This window comes from Pseudoxanthomonas sp. (assembly GCF_051953815.1).
Lineage (GTDB): Bacteria > Pseudomonadota > Gammaproteobacteria > Xanthomonadales > Xanthomonadaceae > Pseudoxanthomonas_A.
This window is the reverse complement of record NZ_JBQCIJ010000023.1, coordinates 1-18858: the sequence shown is the minus strand read 5'-3', so window position 1 is coordinate 18858 and position 18858 is coordinate 1. Positions and strand designations below refer to the sequence as shown.

Sequence of the window (18858 nt, the reverse complement as noted above, 5' to 3'; positions counted from 1 at the left end):
ACGACGCCCGCCAGAACGATGACAAGGACGGCCGAGTGAACGACGAAACAATTTCCACCTCCTCCCGCCCCCGTACCGGCCGTGGCGCATTCCTCTGGCTGCTGGTGCTGATCGCGCTGGCGGTGGTCGCCACGCTGGGCTGGCGCGCCTGGAAGGCGCGTGACGCGCAGGCCCAGGCCAAGGCGGCGGACGAAGCGCAACACCTGGCCGCGCTCGATCAGCGTCTGGAATCGGTGCGCCGCGATCAGCGGACCCTGACCCAGCGCGTGCAGGATGCGGCGGCCACCAACCGGATCCTGCGGGACGAGGTGCTCGGGCTCGGGCAGCGGGGCGCGCTGCTGGAGGAAAGCGTCGCCAAGCTCGCCGACCCCAGCCGCCATGGCGCGCAGGCGCTGCGCCTGGACGAGGTGGAGATGCTGCTGTCGCTGGCCGGCCAGCGCATGAGCGTGGCCGATGATCTGGACGGTGCGCGCCGCGCCTACGCATTGGCGGCCGGCGCGCTGGAAGGGATCGATGATCACCGCCTGCTGAACCTCAAGCAGACGCTCACCCAGGAACGCCAGGCGCTGGACGCGCTCGGCGTGGGTCAGCGCGCGCGCCTGAGCCAGCAGCTCGACGCTTTCGCCGGCGGCCTGGCCGGTTGGCCGCAGCGACCGGCGGCGGCGGGCGCGTCGGAACAAAGCCGCTGGCAGCGCTGGCTGGCGCCGCTGGTGGACGTGCGGCCGAGCCGACAGGCGGCGTTCGTCGCGCCGTCGGATCGCAACGCCGGCGAAGCCGCGCTGCGCATCGAGATCAGTCTGGCGCACGCGGCGCTGGAACGCGGCGACGCCGCCGGCTTCCAGTCCTCGCTGAACCGCATCGATCAATGGCTGACCCGGTTGTGGCCGGATTCACCGGCCCTGCGTCAGGGTCGCCAGCAGATAGCCGCCATGCGCAGTCTGCCGTTGCGCGCCGACAATCCGTTGCTGGGCAGCACCCTGGAACAGCTGCGCAGCCTGCGCAACGCGGGCTTCACCGCTCCCGCGGCGCCCCGACCGGAGGCCACGCCATGAAGGTGTTCCGCACCACCGTCATCCTGCTGGTCCTGCTGGCCCTCGGCGTGTTCGCCGCGCAATGGCTGGCGCAGGAACATACCCGTGATTTCGGCCGGGTGTTCGTGCAGTTCGGCGGCAACGATTGGGAAACCGACGTACCGCGCGCGCTGCTGTCGCTGTTGCTGGTCGCCGCCGCGATCTGGCTGGTGCTGAAGCTGTTGACCCTGCCGTTCCGCGCATGGGCGCGGCATCGCCGCAAGCAGGCGCGTGCGCGCTTGATCGAAGGGCTGGACAGCCTGCACGGCGGACACTGGAACCGCGCCGAGAAACTGCTGGAGCGGGCGGCCGAAGACGACGAGGTCGGTGCGATCGCGCGCATCGCCGCATTGCGTTCCGCCGATGCGCGCGAGGATGACGCCGCCGCCCGGCGCCACCTGGACGCACTCGCCCAGCGCAGCGCCACCGCGCACGCGCTGGCCGCCGCGGACCGCGCGCTGGCGCGGCAGTCACCGATCGAGGCGCTGACCGCGCTGGAATCCCCGGTCGCGCAACCGCTGCCGCCGCGCGGCCTGTCCTTGCGCGCGCAGGCGCTGACCCAACTCAATCGCAGTGGCGAAGCGTATGGCCTGCTGGGCGCGATGAAGCAGCAGCAGTCGCTCTCGACCGGCCAGCTCGACGCGCTGGAAAAGGATCTCGCCGCGCGCGCCGTGCGCGAGGCCAATGACGCCAACGTCCTGGCCGAGCGCTGGGAAACGCTGCCCAAGGCGCTGCGCAACGATCCGGCGGTGGTCGCCGCCTATGCCGAACGCGCCGCGGCGATGCGCTGGGAAGACGCGGCGATCCGCAGCCTCGAATCGGCGATCGACGCGCGCTGGGATGAATCGCTGGTCGCCCTGTACGGGCGCCTGCCGGTGGGCAAGGCCGATTCGCGCCGGGCCAGCGCGCAGCGCTGGTTGCAGGGTCATCCGGCCAGTCCCGCGCTGCTGGTCACGCTGGCGCGCCTGGCCCGCCAGCAGGGCCAGTGGCCGCAGGCGCAGGAATTCCTGCATCGCGCGCTGGCGCAGGGCGCGGGCGCGGATGCCTGGGAGGAACTGGGCGAGGGTTTCACCGCCGCGGGCGACGAGGCCAGCGCGCGGCGCAGCTACGCCAATGCCCTGCGCGCGCAGCGCGGGGAAGCCTCGATCGAATTGCCGGGACGCGACATGAAGCAGAAGATCTTCGATGCCGCGGTGGTCGAGGAACGCGACGAACACGGCTTGCCGAGACTGCGCGGCTGACACACGGGCCGCGCGTTCGACACACAAGCGCGCAGATGCGGCCACGGCCGCGAACGCCTTCGCGCGCGGATCAGCGCTCGATGATCGCGACCACGCCCATGCCACCGGCGGTGCAGATGGACACCAGGCAACGGCCGCCGCCGCGCTGCTTCAGCTCCTTGGCGGCGGTGGCGACGATGCGCGCGCCGGTCGCGGCGAACGGATGGCCGGTCGCCAACGAGGAGCCGTTCGGGTTCATCTTCTCCGGATCGATCCGGCCCAGCGGCGCATCCAGGCCCAGCCGGTTGCGGCAGTAGTCCTCGCTTTCCCAGGCGCGCAGCGTGCACAGCACCTGCGCGGCGAAGGCTTCGTGGATCTCGTAGAAATCGAAATCCTGCAGCGTCAGTCCGTGCCGCTTGAGCATTTCCGGCACCGCGACCGTCGGCGCCATCAACAGGCCCTCGCCATGCACGAAGTCGACCGCCGCCACCTGCGCGTCGCGCAGATAGGCCAGCGGCTCGTGTCCGTGCGTGCGCGCCCAGTCCTCGCTCGCCAGCAGCACCGCGGCGGCGCCGTCGGTGAGCGGGGTGGAGTTGGCCGCGGTCAGGGTGCCGCGTCCGGAGGTCTTGTCGAACGCCGGCTTGAGCGTGGCGAGCTTTTCCAGCGAAGTGTCCGGACGCAGGATGTTGTCGCGCTCCAGCCCGCGGAACGGCGCGATCAGATCGCTGAAGAAGCCGCGCTCGTAGGCCGCCGCCAGTTTCTTGTGCGAAGCCACCGCCAGTTCGTCCTGCGAATCGCGGGAGATGTTCCACTCCTTCGCCATGTCTTCGCAGTGATCGCCCATGCTCTTGCCGGTGCGCGGCTCGGCCACGCCGGGAAACTCGGGCTTGAGTTCGCTGAACTTGAAGCCCTTCACCAGCGTCTTGATCTTGTCCTGGGTGGTCTTGGCGCGATTGGCGGCGAGGATCCGCGCGCGCAGTTTCTTGCCGTAGACGATCGGCACGTCGGAGGTGGTGTCCGAACCGCCGCCGATGCCGGATTCGATCTGGCCCAGCGCGATCTTGTTGGCGACCGTGATGATGCTGTCCAGGCTGGTACCGCAGGCGCGCTGCAGGGTAATGCCCGGAGTCAGCGGCGACAGCCCGGAGGAGAGCGTCGCTTCACGGCCCAGGTTCCAGTCGCTGGAATGCTTGATCACCGCGCCCATCGCCACTTCGCCGAGTTGCTGGCCATGCAGGCCGAAGCGCTCGACCAGCGCGCCCAGCGTACGCACCGACATGCCCAGGTTGCCCACATCCGCGTAGGCGGTGTTCTGCCGGCAGAACGGAATGCGGACGCCACCGAGGATGGCGACGGGACGGGCGGCTGGCATGGAGGACCTCATCACGGAGCAGTGGATCGGAAGCCGCGGCGGCGGCAGGCATAATGCGAGAGTGTAATGCCCCCCTCCATCGCCGCCAAACCTTGATATGACCGCATCCGCAACGACCGCCGACGTGAAGGGATTCCTGGCGCTGGAACTCTCCGCCGGAAACGTCCCCGGACAGGCCGCGCTGCGGCCCGCCGACGCCGCCATGCTGGTGGAGCGGGTCGGCCGCGATCTGGCGACGCTGGTGCCCGCCATCCGCGATCTGGACCTGACCCTGGCGGCCGCGCACTTCGATCCGGCCGAGGCGCTGCGCCCCGGCTGGCCGCTGCATCGGCGCCTGGAAGAGCTGCATCAGCGTGCTCCGGGCCGCAACAGCGGGCCGCGGATGATCGCCTTCGGTGCCGATGAGCGCGGCGAGGTGCCACAACCGTTCGCCGCCGATGCGGACCTTGCGGGCGGTCCGCTGCGGGTGCTGCCGTTCATGCTGAGCGGCGAAGACCATACGGTTTCCGAAGTTGCCGAACGGTTGGAAGCCGTGCTGCTGGAAACCGGCATGGCCCAGGCCGACACCGCGTTGCTGGCGCAGCAGGCTTTCGGTGCGCAGATCGAGCACGCGCGCTACCTGACCCTGCACGATCTCGCGGCGATGACCGCGATGCAGTACGGCCACGGCGGGCTGGAGGCGCTGTGGCCGATCATCGAAACCGCGCTGCTGGCGCCGGAGCAGGAAGAATGGCTGGATGCACCGCCGGAACCGCTGCTGCGCTACAGCGGCGGCGAAGTGCACATCGCCCTGTTCGAACCCTCCGCCTGGCGCGCGCGCTACGCGCCGCAGGAATCCACCGACGAACGACTGGAGCGCGCGTACAACCATTTCCTCGCCCGCCAGCAGCAGTTCGCCGCGGTGTTGGAAGCGCATGGCATTCCGGTGACGTTCGCGCACTGCGCCGGATACGCGGATCCGCGCGAAGCGCTGGGCCAGGCCTGAGGCGAACGACGCGGGAACGACATCGATCGTTCCCGCGCGGGTCTTTCATCGCCGCCCGCTCATGACCGGGCGTCAGCGCGACGCCGTCACTGGGTGACGGTGATGATGCCGCAGGCCACGCGCGCGCCGGCGTTGCCGGCCGGCTGGCTGGTGTAGTCGTCCGGCGAACCGTGCACGATCAGCGCGCGGCCGGCGATGTCGTTGGGCGCGCCGCCACCGAGGGTGACGCCGGTGAGATGCACGTTGATGCGCGCCACGCCTTCCGCATTGGCGACGACGTTGTCCATGTCGCCGGCATGGTGCGCGCCGCCGCCGGCCTTGCCGTGGGCGCTGCCGGTCGGGTTGAAATGCGGACCGGCGCTGCTGGCGTCCACCGCGCTGCAATCGCCCTTCTCGTGCACATGGAAACCGTGCGTGCTGTTGGCCGGCAGGCCGCCGACTTCACCGGTCAGGTGCACGCCATCGGCCATCGGCGCGAGGGTGATCTTGCCGCTGACCAGGCTGCCCGACGCCGATGCGAGATTGACGATGCCCTGCTTGGCGGTGCTGGTGGCCGTCGGCGCGGCGGGTTGTTCGGCCGGCTTCGGATGGCTGCCGCAGGCGGTGAGCGCGACGGCGGTGACGGTGGCAAGCAATACGGTACGCATGGTCATCTCCTGAAAGCGTGAGCCCGCAAACGTAACCCCAGCTTCATTCAGGTGCAATGAAGTCAGCGCCGCTTCCTGCCGGGGCCAAGCTTGCGGGTCACCGTATTGCGGCCCACGCCCAGCCGCGTCGCGGCCTCGGCGCGCCGACCCTGGGTGAACTCCAGGGCCACTTCCAGCAGGGTTCGATCGAAGCGTTCGCGCGCCTCGGCGTGCAGGCCCTCGACGCCTTCGGACAAGCGCGCGCGTGCCCAGGCGGCCAGCGCCTCGTCCCATCCGGCCGCGGTCGCGGAAGGGAGCGCGGAGGTGCCGCGTGGCAACACCGCTTCCAGATCGGCGCCGGTGATGACATCGCCCGGCGCCAGCGCGGCCAGGCGCCAGCACACGTTTTCCAGTTCGCGGACGTTGCCCGGCCACGCATACGATTGCAGCAGCGCGGCGGCCGCGTGCGAGAAGCGCTTGGGCGCGATGTCCAGCTTGCGGGTGGCCGAAGCCAGGAAATTCTCCGCCAGTTGCGGCACGTCGGCCAGGCGCTCGCGCAACGGCGGCAGTTGCAGGCGCACCACGTCGAGCCGGTGCAGCAGGTCGGCGCGGAAACGTCCCTCGGCGACCAGCGCCTCCAGGTGCTGGTGGGTGGCCGCGATCACCCGCACGTCGACCCGGATGAGCTCGCGTCCGCCGACCCGGAAGAATTCGCCTTCGGCCAATACCCGCAGCAGGCGCGTCTGCAATGGCAGCGGCATGTCGCCGATTTCATCCAGGAACAGGGTGCCACCGTCGGCCTGCTCGAAACGGCCGATGTGGCGTTTCTGCGCGCCGGTGAAGGCACCCGCCTCGTGGCCGAACAGTTCGCTCTCCAGCAGTTCGGCGGGGATGGCCGCGGTGTTGAGCGCGACGAAGGGCTTGCGCGCGCGCGGCGATTCCTGGTGCAGCGCGCGGGCGACCAGTTCCTTGCCGGTACCGGTTTCGCCATTGATCAGCACCGACAGCGGCGCCTGCGCCAGTCGGCCAATGGCGCGGAACAGCGCGCGCATCGCCGGCGTATCGCCGATCAGGTGCGGCGTCCCCTGCGTCGATGCGCCGGGCTCGGGCGCGGGCGCGGCTTCCTGCTCGGCGTCCGGCAGCGCGCGCGCGGCCAGCGCGACCGCGTCGTCCAGATCAAAAGGCTTGGACAGGAACTCGTGCGCGCCGCCACGGAACGCGCCGGCGGTGCTGGCGACATCGGTGTAGGCGGACATCACGATCACCGGCAGTTGCGGGTGCGTGGCCTTCAGCCGGTCGAGCAGGACCAGGCCGTCGTCGCCGGGCATGCGCACGTCGGTGAACAGCAGATCCGGCGCGCCACGCGCGCCCAGCGCCTGCAACGCGGCGGCGGCGCTGTCGAAACCGTCGACGTCGTAGCCGGCATCGCGCAGCGCGGTGGCCAGGACGAAGCGCACCGAGCGATCGTCATCGACCACCCAGATGCGCTGCGCATGGGAGGGCGCGGAATCAGTGGACATGGCGTTCCTCTTCCCCGTCGCCATCGCGCGGCAGCAGCAGGGTGAAAACGGTATGGCCGGGACGGGAGCGATAGGTCAGCGTGCCGCGGTGTTCGCGCGCGACCTGCTGTGCCAGCGCGAGGCCCAGTCCGCTGCCTTCGGCGCGACCGCTGACCAGCGGCAGGAACAGGTGCTCGGCCAATTCTTCCGGCACGCCGCGGCCGTCGTCGATGATCTCCACCCGCAGCGCCATCGCGTGCAGATGATCGTGGATGCGCAGGCCATGCTCCACCCGCGTGCGCAGGATCACGCTGGCCGCGCCGGCCTGGATGGCGTTGCGCACCAGGTTCCAGACCGCCTGGGTCAACCGATCGGCGTCGCCGGGCAGTTCCGGCAGGCTGGGGTCGTAGTCGCGTTGCAGGCGCACCGACCAGCCGCCTTCGGTTTCGGCCAGGCGCAGCACGCGTTCCAGCACCGCGTGGATGTTGAGCGGCGCATGCGGCCGTTGCGGCGCGGGCGACAGCAACTGATCGAGCAGGGTGTTGAGGCGGCCGATCTCCGATTCGATCAGTTCGATCAGTTCGCGCTCGTCTTCGTTGTCGGCGCGCTGGCCGGCCCGGCGCGCGAGCAGTTGTGCGGCGCCCTTCAGCCCGGCCAGCGGATTGCGCAATTCGTGGGCCAGCCCCTTGAGCGCCGCGCCGAGCGCGCTCGGCAGCACCTGGGTGGGGTCGGGCGCCGGGAATTCGTCCACCGGATGCGCCTCCAGCAGCCAGCCGCCGCCCTCCAGGCGCGACAGCCAGCCCTCGGCGAAGCGCGGGGCCTCGCCGGGCATGCCCAGCGCCATGCGGTGCAGGCGCAGGAGTTCGCGGTCGGTGTTGTCCAGGAAGCGCGCCATCGCGTCGCCCTCCATTTCCAGTGCCGCCAGCGGCTGCCCCAGCAACCTGCGGGCGCTGACACCCAGCCAGCGGGCGAACGCCGCGTTGACCCCCGCGATGTGCCCGGACGCGTCGGCCCAGGCCACCGGCGTGCTGAGCGCATCGGGGGCGGGTGCGGGAAACATGGGAAAAGTCACCGGGGCCGACATTGCACCAGTTTAGTGCAAAGCCGGCCCGGTGGCGGGATCAGGCCTCGTAGGCCGACTCACCGTGGGAGGTGATGTCCAGACCCTCGCGCTCGGCTTCTTCCGGCACGCGCAGGCCGAACACGGCCTTGGCGATCAGGAACGACACCACGGACACCACACCGATCCAGACCAGGGTGATGCCGACGCCCAGCGCCTGGATGCCGACCTGGCTGGCGATGTCGTAGCCCTCGCCCTTCACCCCGCCCAGCGAGGCCGCGCTGAACACGCCGGTGAGGATCGCGCCGACGATGCCGCCCAGGCCATGCACGCCGAACACGTCCAGGCTGTCGTCCGCGCCGAGCAGGCGCTTCAGTCCATTCACGCCCCACACGCAGATCACGCCGGCGGCCAGGCCGATGACGATCGCGCCGAACGGTCCGACCGTGCCGCAGGCCGGGGTGATGCCGACCAGGCCGGCGACCGCGCCGGAGGCCACGCCCAGTGCGGAGGACTTGCCCTTGGTGAACTTCTCGGTCGCCGCCCAGCCCAGTATCGCCGCGGCGGTGGCGAGCAGGGTGTTGAGGAAGGCCAGCGCCGCGCCGGCATTGGCTTCCAGGTTGGAACCGGCGTTGAAGCCGAACCAGCCCACCCACAGCAGCGAGGCGCCGACGAAGGTGAAGGTCACGTTGTGCGGCTTCAGCGCTTCGCGTCCGAAGCCGACGCGCTTGCCGACGAAGTACGCGCCGAGCAGGCCGGCCACGCCCGCGTTGATGTGCACCACGGTGCCGCCGGCGAAATCCAGCGCGCCTTTCTCGAACAGGAAGCCGCCCGCCGCCCACACCATGTGCGCCAGCGGCAGATAGCCGAAGGTGAACCACAGCACCGAGAACAGCAGCACCGCCGCGAACCGCACGCGCTCGGCAAAGGCGCCGACGATCAGCGCTCCGGTGATGCCGGCGAAGGTCGCCTGGAACACGACGAACACGTACTCCGGCAGGCTCACCCCGGCAGTGAAGGTCGCGGCGAGCGATTCCAGCGTCACCCCTTTCAGCAGCGCCTTGTCGAGATTGCCGATCCACGGCCCCTCGCCCGAGAACGCCAGGCTGTAGCCGTAGAACACCCACAGGATCACCAGCAGCGAGAACACGGTGGCGACCTGGATCAGCACCGACAGTACGTTCTTCGAACGCACCATGCCGCCGTAGAACAGCGCCAACCCGGGCACCACCATCAGCAGCACCAGCAACGTGGAGGTGAGCATCCAGGCGACGTCGCCCTTCTCCACCACCGGCGCGGGATCCGCCGCCGCGGTGGCTTCGGCCGGTGCGGCCGCCGGTGCCGGCGTGGCCGCCGCCACCGCGGGAGGCGTGGTTTCGGTGGTTGCCGGGGCACTGGCGGCGGCGGCTTCCTGCGCCGGTGCCGGCGCCGGATCCTGCGCGGACGCGCCGGCCGCGAATCCCATCATCGTCACGCCGCACACGGCGGCCAGGCACAACGCTTGCGCACGGGCTTTCCACCCGTCGAACAGTCGAGTCTTCATGTGGGGCTCCGAGTGTTAGAGCGCGTCCGCGCCGACTTCGCCGGTGCGGATGCGGATGACCTGGTCGATGGTGGTCACGAAAATCTTGCCGTCGCCGATCTTGCCGGTGCCGGCGGCCTGCTGGATGGCCTCGATGACCGCCTCCAGGCGTTCGTCGGTGACGACGGTTTCGATCTTGATCTTGGGCAGGAAATCGACGACGTACTCGGCGCCGCGATACAGCTCGGTGTGGCCCTTCTGCCGGCCGAAGCCTTTCACTTCGGTGACGGTGATGCCGGACACGCCCGCCTGCGACAAGGATTCTCGGACCTCGTCGAGCTTGAACGGCCGGATGATGGCGGTGATCAGTTTCATGCGCATACCCCGATGGTGGATGGAACCGGCCGGCCGCAGCCGGCCGGTGGTTTCAGGACACCCGTGCGCGCAGCCCCCTGGCAGCGGACACGTTCTCGGTGCGGAACAACCCATGAGCCGCACCGGCCATCGCCGCGGTGCATCGCGGTGACGGACGGTGACGTGGGAGGGAGTGGCGGCTCATGGATCTCTCCTGTGTTGCACTGTCTTGCGTTCCCCTGTGTTGCCGGTGTTGCGATCTCCTTGAAGCGTGGCGGCTCCCCGGCTCCCCAGCCGGGTCGAGGTGCGGCGATGGCGACGGGTGGGAGGGGTTTTCCGTCGCCATCGCCGCGGTTGCTCAGTTGCCGTAGTACAGCTGGTATTCCAGCGGGTGCGTGGCCGCGCGGAACTTGGTCACTTCCTGCATCTTCAGCGCGATGTAGCCATCGATGAAGTCATCGCTGAACACGCCGCCGGCCTTGAGGAAGTCGCGGTCCTTGTCCAGCGCTTCCAGCGCCTGGTCCAGGCTGGAGCAGACCTGCGGGATGTTCTTCTCTTCTTCCGGCGGCAGGTCGTACAGATCCTTGTCGCTCGGCGCGCCCGGGTCGATCTGGTTCTTGATGCCGTCCAGGCCGGCCATCATCAGCGCGGCGAAGGTCAGGTAGCCGGTCTGCAGAGGATCCGGGAAACGGATCTCGATGCGGCGGGCCTTCGGGTTGGACACCCACGGAATGCGGCAGGAAGCCGAACGGTTGCGGGCCGAGTAGGCCAGCATCACCGGTGCTTCGAAGCCCGGCACCAGGCGCTTGTAGCTGTTGGTGCCCGAGTTGGTGAAGGCGTTGATCGCGCGGGCGTGCTTGAAGATGCCGCCGATGTACCACAGCGCCATCTGCGACAGGCCGCCGTAGCCGTCACCGGAGAACAGGTTGGTACCGCCCTTGGCCAGCGACTGGTGCACGTGCATGCCGCTGCCGTTGTCGCCGACGATCGGCTTGGGCATGAAGGTCGCGGTCTTGCCGTTGCGGAAGGCGACGTTCTTGATGATGTACTTCATCGTCAGCAGCTCGTCGGCCTTCTTGACCAGCGAGTTGAACTTGGTGCCGATTTCGCACTGGCCGGCGGTCGCCACTTCGTGGTGGTGCACCTCGACTTCGATGCCGACCTGCTCCAGGGTCTTGCACATCTCGGCGCGGATGTCGTGCAGGGTGTCGGCCGGGGCGACCGGGAAGTAGCCGCCCTTCACGCCGGGACGATAGCCGCTGTTGCCGCCTTCGTACTTGGTGCCGCTGTTCCAGGCCGCTTCCTCGGAATCGATCTTGAAGAAGGTGTGGCCCATTTCATTGGCGTAGCGGACCGAATCGAAGATGAAGAATTCCGGCTCCGGACCGAAGAACGCCTGGTCGGCGATGCCGCTGGACTTCAGGTAGGCCTCGGCGCGCTTGGCGACACCGCGCGGGCAGCGCGAATAGCCCTGCATGGTGGCCGGGTCCAGCACGTCGCAGGTCAGCACGATGGTCGGATCGGCGGTGAACGGATCCAGGAAAGCGGTGCTGGCGTCGGGCAGCAGCACCATGTCGGACTCGTTGATGCCCTTCCAGCCGGCGATGGAGCTGCCGTCGAACATCTTGCCGTCCTCGAACAGCGAGGGCTCCACGATGTTGACCGGGAAGGTGACGTGATGCTGCACGCCGCGGACGTCCGCGAAACGCAGGTCGACGAACTCGACCTTGTTGTCCTTGATCAGCTTTTCAACAGTGTCCGCAGACATCTTGGAACCTCAGGTTGGTAGGAACGTGCCTGTTCTTCAGCAAACAGCATGCCAACCCTGCGGCCTACGCAAGTGTTTGTTTTCAAAGCTTTCACAGTGACATGGCATCCCCGGTTAGCACTTGTTTGGTGCGTTTCGCGCGCGCATTGCACCAATATGAATCAGTGTGAATCCACTATCCTTGTCGTTCCACGCCCACCCACCCGCGCCCATGACCGACCTGCTCGCCGCGCTCCTGCTCGGCATCATCGAAGGCATCACCGAGTTCCTGCCCATCTCCAGCACCGGTCACCTGCTCATCGCCGAGCGCTGGCTCGGCCACCGCTCCGACTTCTTCAACATCGTCATCCAGGCCGGCGCCATCCTCGCCATCACCCTGGTATTCCGCGAACGCCTGTGGGAACTGGCGCGCGGCTGGCGCGAGCCGGCCAACCGCGACTATCTGGCCAAGATCGCCACCGCCTTCCTGGTGACCGCGCTGGTCGGCCTGCCGGTGCGGCTGGCCGGCTGGGAGCTGCCCGAGACGCTCACTCCGATCGCCTGGGCGCTGATCCTCGGCGGCGTGTGGATGCTGGTGGCCGAACACTTCGCCGGCAAGCGCGGCGACCAACCCGACATCACCTGGAAGGTGGCGGTGCTGGTGGGCCTGGCGCAGGTCGTGGCCGGCGTGTTCCCCGGCACCTCGCGTTCGGCCGCCGCCATCTTCATGGCGATGCTGGCCGGCACCAGCCGGCGTTCGTCGGCCACCGAATTCGTATTCCTGGTCGGCATCCCGACCATGTTCGCCGCCAGCAGCTACGCCTTCCTGGAACTGGTCAAGGACGGCGCCATCGGCAGCGAGAACTGGGGCGAGGTCGGCCTGGCCTTCGCCGCCGCCACGATGACCGGCTTCATCGTCGTCAAATGGCTGCTGGGCTATATCAAGTCGCACCGCTACACCGGCTTCGCTTTCTACCGCATCGTTTTCGGCGCGCTGCTGCTGCTGTTGATGCCCGCCGGAAGCTGAGCCACACCAGCGCCATGCGGTGACCCCGGGGATCGGCGCTTCCCCAACGGCACCTGAGCGGCGTGGGTCGATGACTCACCCCGTCCCGGATCACCATCCGTTTGCATTGGTCACCCTCAAGGAGAACCCCATGAAACGACTCATCCTGCTCGCCCTGCCGATCGCCCTGGCCGCCTGCGCCAAGCCCGCACAGGACACGCCGGCTCCGGCCGCCGAACCGCCCGCGGCCACCGCGCCGGCCGCCACGCCCGCACCAGCCGCGCCCACCGGCGCCGCCGCGCTGGGCGCCTATCACTGGCGCCTGCAGGACGCCAAGGATGCGCAGGGCAAGCGCATCGACGCGCTGTTCGCGCGCGCCGATCAGCCGCTGACCCTGGATTTCGCCGAAGGCCGCCTGGGCGTGAGCAACAGCTGCAACCGGATGGGCGGTGGTTACACCCTGGAAGGCGACAAGCTGGCGGTGTCGAGCATGATGTCGACCCAGATGGCCTGCGCCGACAGCAAGCTGATGGCGCTGGACGGTGAAGCCAGCAAGCGACTGGAAGGCAGCTCCGCGCTGGCCGTGCAGGCCGGCGACGAAGCCCGCCTGACCCTGACCAACGCCGCCGGCGACGTGCTGACCTTTGCCGGCGAACCCACCGCCGAAACCCGCTACGGCGGTCCCGGCGAACAGGCGTTCCTGGAAGTCGCGGCCGAAACCAAGCCGTGCAGCCACCCGCTGATTCCGAACAAGCAGTGCCTGCAGGTGCGCGAGATCCGCTACGACGACAAGGGTGTGAAGTCGACCGGAGGCGAGTGGCAGAACTTCTACGAGGACATCGAGGGTTACACCCACGAAGCCGGCATCCGCAACGTGCTGCGGGTGAAGCGCTTCAAGCGCAACCCGGTGCCGGCCGACGCCTCCGACACCGCCTACGTGCTGGACATGGTGGTCGAATCCGAGAGCGTGAAGAAGTAAGTCAGCAGGAGCGGCAGATTACCTAGGAATCTGCCGCTTCCCGATTCAGGCGACCTTGTTTTCGCCCTGGAACACGGGGAAATTGATTCGACTGGCGGTTTCGAATCCGCGCTTGATGACCACCGCCAGGCCTTCTGAACCTCGAGCGTGATGGTTGAGGCTGCTGCCCTCAATCAATCTCGAGTCTTCCGTGTAAAGGGTAAGGTAGGAACCGAACGCTGCCTCACCGCTCTTGTTCCCCTCGAGGGAAAAGAAGCTGCTTATCGTGATTCCGCGGATATCGCCTTCGGCGGCCTTCTTCTCCGCGGCCCAGCCGTCCGTCGCCGCCAAGCCCACAGAAGAATAGAAGTTGCCTTCGGCGCCACAGCCTGTCATCGATATCGACTGACAGTTTGACAGGAAATATCCATAGCTCTGGTTGGAATCCGCGCCACAATTGTTCAACGTGGAGTAGACCGTTGCATTCAGATTGAAGCCTGTATTTCCGCAGCTGTCCGCCCAACACGTATCGAGCTTCAACGACGTGTGAAAACCCGAACATCTAAACCCGAATCTGGCTGCGTTCTTCACCCAGCAACGTTCGAGCGTCGTCATGTAGGTGTTTGAAAGATGAAAGCCATCGACACCGGATTCGAACACGTACAAATCAGAGAACTGGCAGAAGTTCTTGTAGCTTTGGGGATTGTCGCTAGTCACCTCGATACCGTGGGCGGCAGCTCCCATGATCGCCAGGCCAGCAACTCTCACGTGGCCGAAACCCGTGACCCGAAGCGCGGAACCTGAGGTCTGCCCGGAAAAATCGAGAATTGCCGAGTGTGGAGTGCCTGGACCAAGAAGGCTCAGATAGCTGGGCAGATCGATGGTCGAGTTCAATCGATAGTGGCCCGGAGGAACCAATACCAGTCCCCCATGCCCACCATTTCCGGTTGCCGCGGCAATCGCGTTCTGAAATGCCAGTGTGCTGTCCCCGACTCCCGTCGGATCGGCACCGTAGTCGGTGACATTGTGGCCATAGGCCACGCCTTGGGCGGGCGTTCCGCCGGCGCTCCCAACAAGCAGCGCACCACCCGCAACCGATGCTCCGATGAGCATGTTTCTGCGCATGGGATTCATGGTGTTCTGGCCTGCAGGGTGAAGGGGTTCGGTCGTTGGAATGTCACGTCTTGATGACTACGCCTTGAGGGAATAGGTGCCATGCACATCCGCCTCGGCCAGTGTGTGCCCCCGCACCGCGCGCTGCACATCCGCGGCGGTGAAGCGGGCGGGCACGTCGAGTGAGGCGACGTCCAGTGCGTACAGCTTGAAAAAGTAGCGATGCACGCGCTGATCGTTGAACGGCGGATAGGGGCCGTCGTAGCCGAGGTAATCGCCGCCCATCTGCGCGTCGCCGGCGAACCAGCCGGTGTAATCGTTCAATCCTTGGCGCACGCCGGCCGGGCCGGGCGGCGACGCCTTGCCGCGCGCGGTGACGCCGTCACTGCAGCTGCCGGCCGCGATCTCGCGCACCTCGGCGGGAATGTCGATCATCGTCCAGTGGACGAAATCCGCGCGCGGCTGGTCGTGCGGAATCTCCATGTCCTCGCGCCCCACCGTTTCGGCGACCGTCGGCGCATCGGGATCGATGCATAGCAACGCGAACGAGCGTGTTCCGGCGGGTACGTCGTCCCAGGCCAGGTGCGGATTGCGGTTGCCGGCGAATCCGTCGGGCCGGCCCATGGCGAACTCGGCGGGAATGGGCTGGCCGGCGTCGAAACTCTGGCTGCGGATGCGCATGCGCGGAACTCCTCGGTGAGGTTGAACGGCCGCCATGGTAACGCGTGGCGAATCAGGCGTCGGCGAGCGCCGCCTCCAGGCGATCGGCCACCCAGCGCTCGGCGAAACCATCGCAGGCGGCATTCTCGATGAAGCCGCAATGCCCGCCCCACGGCGCGATTTCAAGATGCGCGTTCGCGGGCAGGTGCCAATGCTCGAAATCCTCGAACGGAATGACCGGATCGTCCTGCGCCATCAGGATGTCCGACGGAATCTCCAGTCCGGCCAGGCGCTCGCCGGCGATCGAGTAGCCGTCGAAGTAGGCCTCGAGCGTGCCGAAACCGGTATGGCGCTCGGCCACCCAGCGCATCAGCCCGCGCATGTCCTGCGCCAGCACCGCGTCGTCGTAGGCGTGGCGCTCCGGAAACAGCTGGCGCTTGCGCAGCAGCGAACTGCGCCACTTGCGACGGAAATACCAGTCGTAGATCTGCAGCCCGTTCTCGATGTAATCCATGGTCCGGTGCGGATCCAGCAACGGGCACACCGCCGCCACCCGCTGCAACGGCAGGCCGGCCTGCCGCGCACGCAGGGCCACGCGCAGGGCGAAGTTCCCGCCCAGCGAATAACCCGCCAGCACCATCGGTCGGGCCGGATAGCGAATCGCGACATCGCCCACCGCGTGGACGACTTCGTCGATGCGATTGGAGTGGAACAGTTCCTCGTTGAGGTGATGGGTATCGCCGTGATCGCGGAAGTTCAGCCGGAACACGTCGAAGCCGCGCAGCAGCAGCTCGGCGGCGGTCATCCGCATGTAACTGGAATCGGCGCTGCCTTCCCAGCCATGCAGCAGCACCGCCAGCGCGCGCGGAACGCGGCCGGGCACCCGGCTGTGGAAACCCTGCAGGCGCACGCCGTCGCCACCGTCGACGATGACTTCCTCGCTCGTCGCGCCGACGCGCTGCAATGCGTGCTCGCCACGCCTGCGGCGGATCGGGCTGGAACCCAGCACCGATTGCACGTGCGGATTGCGCAACCAGCGAGGAGGTCGGTAATCAGCGGCGGTCAACATCGACGGCGAACCATGCCCGTGGAGGGTGGGCCATTGTCGCTCCAAAATGGCCGCCGCGCGGTAGACGCGCGGCGGCATGCTGCGTTCCGTCAGGCGGCCCGGCGCGCCGCATCGTCCTCGACCACCGCGGCCAGCGCGCGCAGGCGCGCCAGCCGGACCCAGGCCAGCGCCGCCACCACCAGTTGCGCGCACACCACGGCCAGCACGAACGCGCCCCAGCCGATGCCGGCCACGCGGCTGCGCAGCCATGCCAGCGCCAGCGCCACCGCGAAACCGATCACGCAGACCATCAGGTACAGGCCGAGCACCGCGAACGGGCGGCGCAGGAACAGCCTGAAGCTGCGCCACCACGCGCGGATCACCGAGCGGGTGTCATCCAGCACCGCGATGCGGGCACGGGTCAGCTCGATGCCCGCGTGCATGAGGACGAACACCAGCACCGCGCCGGCCAATGCCAGACGGCCACCATTGCGCGCGCTGGAGGCCAGCACCGCCTCCTCGGCGTGGGTGGCGGCGATCTCCATCCACCACGATCCCAGTCCGATGGCGATGCCCAGCGGCAGCAGCGACCAGATCATCAGCCGCAGCTGGCGTCCGTATTCGCGCATGCCTTCCCCGGCCAGCACGCCGAGCCGGCCCGCCGCGCCATAGCGGATCCCGGCCAGCATCACGCCGGTCAACCATGGCGACAGCAGCAGGCTGAGCACCAGGCTGATCAGCACGCCGAAACCGACGCTGGCGTCCTTGTCGAAGACCTTGTTGAGATCCGCCAGCGCCAGCGCATCCAGGCCGACCGCATGACGGGCGGCATCGATGGTGTGGCTCAGCGCACCGTCCAGCGCGCGCCAGACCGGGAAGGCCGCGATCAACGCGACCACGCCCAGCGCGATCATCCACAGCACCAGCACGCGCCACTGCAGGGCGCCGGCAAGCGCGCCGAACAGGTGGCGCCAGAAACCAAAACGGGGACTCGCGTTCATAGGCTCACCAGGAAGGTCTGCAGGGCTTGGAACAGCGCCGCGAAGTCGGCGCTCCAGCGGCGGGCGGCACTGCCGTCGCTTTCCAGCGTGCGGCTGTCATCCAGCTTGCTGGCATCGAGGTAGTGCAGTTTCTGCGGATCCATCTGCACCGACACCGCCTTGCTCGAACCCTCCCAGACGAATCGTTTCCAGGTCGCGTCGTCGTCCCACTGCATCGTCTTGCGGGTGCCGTCGGCGAAGGTGACCACCAGCGTCTGCGGCACCGTCGCGCCCTCGCGGCGCACCAGCACGGTGGTCCGCCAGGGGAACGGCCCGCTGCCAGGCTTGGCCTTGGGATTGGCCTTGTTCCATGCTTCGCGCTGCTGGCTGATCCGCTTGTCGCGTTCGGCCTCGCTCACATCCACGCGCTTGCCCTTTTCCATCTGGAAACCGGCCAGCGGCAGCACTTCGTTGCTGGTGAAACGCTCGATGCGGTCGTCGACCTTGCGGGTGGCGTACACCTGCTGGGCGAACACCCGCTCGACCACGTCGCGACGTCCCGTCGACACCGCCAGCGATTCGCGCAGGTCGGCGATGCTGGGGTGGCGGAACTTCCAGGTGGCGTAATACTCCTTGAACGCCTTCTCGATGGCGGGCGTGCCCAGCTGCGCTTCCAGATCCCGCATCACCGTCGCGGTGCGCGAGTACACCGCGCCATAGCTGCTGCTCGACAGCCGTCCCCAGGAATTGGCGCCGGTGCCGTCGGCCGGATCGTCCAGCCGCGCGCCCAGCCGCTCCAGTTCGAACTCGCCCAGGTGCGGGCGGATGCCCAGCCGGCGCATCCATTCCGGCGCGATGACGTAGCGGCGGCCGGCCTCGCGCAGCATGCGCTGGTCCCAGTACTCGTTGAGGCCCTCGTCCAGCATCGGTTCCTCGAACTCGTTGGAGGCGAGGATGCCGTAGAAGTAGCCGTGGCCGAACTCGTGGATGGTGACGAAATCCAGCAGCAGCGCGTTCATGCCCAGCGGCGCCACCTTCTCGAACGAATCGGCGGTGAAGAAGGTCGGGTACTCCATGCCCCCGGCCTCGGTCGCGTTGTGGGCCGGAATCACCACCGTCACCGTGCGATACGGATACGGGCCCAGCGTGCGCGAGAAATAGGTCAGCGATTCCTGGGTCGCCTTCAGCGCCGGCGCCGCGCTGGCCTTGAACTCGGGCGGATACAGCACGCGGATCTTCACCGGCGGGCTGCCCGGCCCGGTCCAGTCGCCCAGCAGCGGTTCGGCATAGTTCCTGTCCGCGGTCCAGGCGAAGTCGTGCACGTCGTGCTGCACGTAGCGATGCAGGCTGCGGCCGTTGGCGGTTTCCGGCGTGCCCTGCAGTTCACCGGTCGCGCCGACGCGATAGTCGCTGGGCACGTCCAGGGTCACGTCGTAGCTGCCGAAGTCGGCGTAGAACTCGGTGTGCTGGTGGAACTCATGCCCTTTCCAGCGCGGGGTGGTGGCGCCGCGCTCGCCCGGCAGTTCCAGCACGCCGATCTTCGGGAACCACTGCGCGATCAGGTGGAAGCTGCCGAAGTAGCCGGTGCGCGCGATCACCCGCGGCAGCTGCGCGTCGAAGTCGATGTCCAGGGTGGTG

General features: G+C 68.0%; 17 protein-coding genes. 5 read left to right on the top strand and 12 right to left on the bottom strand.

The annotated features are described in order from the left end of the window. Positions 1-35: 35 nt before the first annotated feature. Positions 36-1052 carry a uroporphyrinogen-III C-methyltransferase gene (locus ACTHN1_RS06255; protein WP_440470096.1) on the top strand — a complete coding sequence of 339 codons (1017 nt, stop codon included), beginning with the start codon at positions 36-38 and terminating at the stop codon, positions 1050-1052. Beyond that, positions 1049-2311: a heme biosynthesis protein HemY gene (locus tag ACTHN1_RS06250; protein ID WP_440470095.1), complete on the top strand. Its 1263-nt coding sequence runs from the start codon at positions 1049-1051 to the stop codon at positions 2309-2311. The genes ACTHN1_RS06255 and ACTHN1_RS06250 overlap by 4 nt, the downstream gene beginning before the upstream one ends. Positions 2312-2381: 70 nt before the next feature. Here the strand turns inward: ACTHN1_RS06250 and ACTHN1_RS06245 are convergent, their stop codons facing one another. Next, positions 2382-3662: an acetyl-CoA C-acetyltransferase gene (locus tag ACTHN1_RS06245; protein ID WP_440470094.1), complete on the bottom strand. Its 1281-nt coding sequence runs from the start codon at positions 3660-3662 to the stop codon at positions 2382-2384. Positions 3663-3759: 97 nt separating this feature from the next. Between ACTHN1_RS06245 and ACTHN1_RS06240 the strand changes: the two genes are divergently transcribed. Next, complete coding sequence (locus ACTHN1_RS06240; RefSeq protein WP_440470093.1) at positions 3760-4647, top strand: hypothetical protein; 888 nt, start codon at positions 3760-3762, stop codon at positions 4645-4647. 86 nt (positions 4648-4733) lie between these two features. On the opposite strand, the gene ACTHN1_RS06235 is transcribed toward ACTHN1_RS06240, so the two are convergent. The 6 genes from ACTHN1_RS06235 to glnA all read right to left on the bottom strand — a co-directional run bounded on the left by ACTHN1_RS06235 (position 4734) and on the right by glnA (position 11476). Beyond that, entirely contained in the window at positions 4734-5300 is a 567-nt protein-coding gene (locus tag ACTHN1_RS06235; RefSeq protein WP_440470092.1) for a superoxide dismutase family protein, read from the bottom strand. A gap of 56 nt (positions 5301-5356) precedes the next feature. Next, entirely contained in the window at positions 5357-6793 is a 1437-nt protein-coding gene (ntrC, locus tag ACTHN1_RS06230) for a nitrogen regulation protein NR(I) (RefSeq protein WP_440470091.1), read from the bottom strand. Then, complete coding sequence (locus tag ACTHN1_RS06225) at positions 6783-7832, bottom strand: two-component system sensor histidine kinase NtrB (RefSeq protein WP_440470090.1); 1050 nt, start codon at positions 7830-7832, stop codon at positions 6783-6785. Before ACTHN1_RS06225 ends, ntrC begins: the two co-directional genes overlap by 11 nt. Before the next feature lie 61 nt (positions 7833-7893). Beyond that, positions 7894-9300 (bottom strand): ammonium transporter, encoded by a 1407-nt coding sequence (locus tag ACTHN1_RS06220; RefSeq protein ID WP_440470127.1) that lies wholly within the window; start codon positions 9298-9300, stop codon positions 7894-7896. Between the two features lie 90 nt (positions 9301-9390). Next, positions 9391-9729: a P-II family nitrogen regulator gene (locus tag ACTHN1_RS06215; RefSeq protein ID WP_055941078.1), complete on the bottom strand. Its 339-nt coding sequence runs from the start codon at positions 9727-9729 to the stop codon at positions 9391-9393. 337 nt (positions 9730-10066) lie between these two features. Continuing rightward, a complete protein-coding gene (gene glnA / locus ACTHN1_RS06210; protein ID WP_440470089.1) occupies positions 10067-11476 on the bottom strand; it encodes a type I glutamate--ammonia ligase in 1410 nt (469 codons plus the stop codon). A gap of 211 nt (positions 11477-11687) precedes the next feature. Between glnA and ACTHN1_RS06205 the strand changes: the two genes are divergently transcribed. Continuing rightward, positions 11688-12482 (top strand): undecaprenyl-diphosphate phosphatase, encoded by a 795-nt coding sequence (locus tag ACTHN1_RS06205; RefSeq protein WP_440470088.1) that lies wholly within the window; start codon positions 11688-11690, stop codon positions 12480-12482. Between the two features lie 130 nt (positions 12483-12612). Then, positions 12613-13440, top strand: coding sequence for a DUF4377 domain-containing protein (locus ACTHN1_RS06200; RefSeq protein ID WP_440470087.1), 828 nt, complete (start codon positions 12613-12615; stop codon positions 13438-13440). A 45-nt stretch (positions 13441-13485) separates the two neighbouring features. Here ACTHN1_RS06200 and ACTHN1_RS06195 read toward each other — a convergent pair whose 3' ends face one another. From ACTHN1_RS06195 to ACTHN1_RS06175, 5 genes are all read right to left on the bottom strand, one after another. After that, the gene (locus ACTHN1_RS06195) at positions 13486-14553 is read right to left on the bottom strand and encodes a glycosyl hydrolase family 28-related protein (protein WP_440470086.1); all 1068 of its coding nucleotides are present in this window, start codon (positions 14551-14553) and stop codon (positions 13486-13488) included. 57 nt (positions 14554-14610) lie between these two features. Further along, entirely contained in the window at positions 14611-15213 is a 603-nt protein-coding gene (locus ACTHN1_RS06190) for a YbhB/YbcL family Raf kinase inhibitor-like protein (protein WP_440470085.1), read from the bottom strand. 52 nt (positions 15214-15265) lie between these two features. Then, on the bottom strand, positions 15266-16258 hold the full coding sequence (locus ACTHN1_RS06185; RefSeq protein ID WP_440470126.1) for a YheT family hydrolase: 993 nt from the start codon (positions 16256-16258) through the stop codon (positions 15266-15268). A gap of 92 nt (positions 16259-16350) precedes the next feature. Next, a complete protein-coding gene (locus ACTHN1_RS06180) occupies positions 16351-17241 on the bottom strand; it encodes a hypothetical protein (RefSeq protein WP_440470084.1) in 891 nt (296 codons plus the stop codon). Further along, on the bottom strand, positions 17238-18858 hold a 1621-nt coding region (locus ACTHN1_RS06175), incomplete at its 5' end, for a M1 family metallopeptidase (RefSeq protein ID WP_440470083.1). The genes ACTHN1_RS06180 and ACTHN1_RS06175, both read right to left, overlap by 4 nt.